At 65.7% G+C, this 1013-nt stretch carries 1 protein-coding gene and 1 pseudogene; one reads left to right on the top strand and one right to left on the bottom strand.

Translation table 11 applies throughout. The features are described 5' to 3' along the window. A pseudogene (locus BFL28_RS17520) lies at positions 1-530 on the bottom strand (recombinase family protein); the annotation flags it as partial. 191 nt (positions 531-721) lie between these two features. Between BFL28_RS17520 and BFL28_RS17525 the strand changes: the two are divergent. Next, a partial coding sequence (locus BFL28_RS17525) for a helix-turn-helix domain-containing protein (protein ID WP_131818685.1) occupies positions 722-1013 on the top strand: 292 nt, incomplete at its 3' end.

Genomic DNA, 1013 nt, shown 5'->3' on the forward strand with positions numbered 1-1013 from the left:
GTAGAGTGTTGGCTTGGAGATGCCGAGCATCGAGCAAATCTTGGCGATCGGCATCGTGTTCTCGTGGTAGAGCCTGACGGCCAGGTCGCGCTTGTCCTTGCCGGTGCGGCCGGCCGGCCACCCTTCTTGCCGCGAGCGCGGGCTGCGGTGAGACCGGCCTGGGTCCGCTCGCGGATCAGGTTGCGCTCGAACTCCGCCAATGCCCCGAACAGGTGGAAGGTAAGCTTGCCCGACGTGGTGGTCGTGTCGATCGCCTCGTGCAGGCTCAGCAGCCCGACCTTTTCCTCGTCGAGGTAGGTCATCCATCCGATCAGATCACGGAGCGAGCGGCCGAGCCTGTCGAGGCGCCAGACCACCAGTGTGTCGCCGGCGCGAAGCAGCTCCTTCACCTTTTCCAATCCAGGGCGAGCGGCAGTCGCCCCGGAGGCCTTGTCGGTGATGACCTTCTCGCAGCCGGCAGCCTTCAGCGCATCACGCTGGAGGTCCAGGTTCTGCTCGGCGGTCGATACGCGGGCGTAACCGATTTTCATGCGTAGGGCCGGTGATGCCCCGATCGGGCGCGGTTTGGGAAGAAAGTCGTCATCGGCAGGTCTAAGTTGCCCTAGTTTTCTTTACCGGGTAGATTTACGTCGAACAGGCCGGTTTGGCAACGCGAGCGGACTCGCATGGCGATGGGCAGGCAAATCTCCGTTTTCCTTACCTGCGACACGGACCGTCGGCGGTGACGCATCCGGCGCTTGTCCCGCCGCTGGCGATCGAGCGCTACCGCGTCCTTGAACCGCACCTCGCCGATGGCATCCCGCTCGCGGACCTCGCCCGCACCGGCACGCTGAGCGAGCGGACGTTGCAGCGCTGGCTCGGGCGCTACCGTGCCGAAGGACTTGCCGGTCTCGCGCGTCTGCCGCGCAACGATCGGGGCAGGCTGCACCTGCCGGAACATCTGGTCGAACTGACCCGCACTCTCGCCACCAAGCGCCCGCGACCCCCGGTCGCCGCCATTCACCGAAAGGTGC

It is taken from the genome of Sphingomonas turrisvirgatae, from assembly GCF_001721295.1.
Taxonomy (GTDB): Bacteria; Pseudomonadota; Alphaproteobacteria; order Sphingomonadales; family Sphingomonadaceae; genus Sphingomonas; species Sphingomonas turrisvirgatae.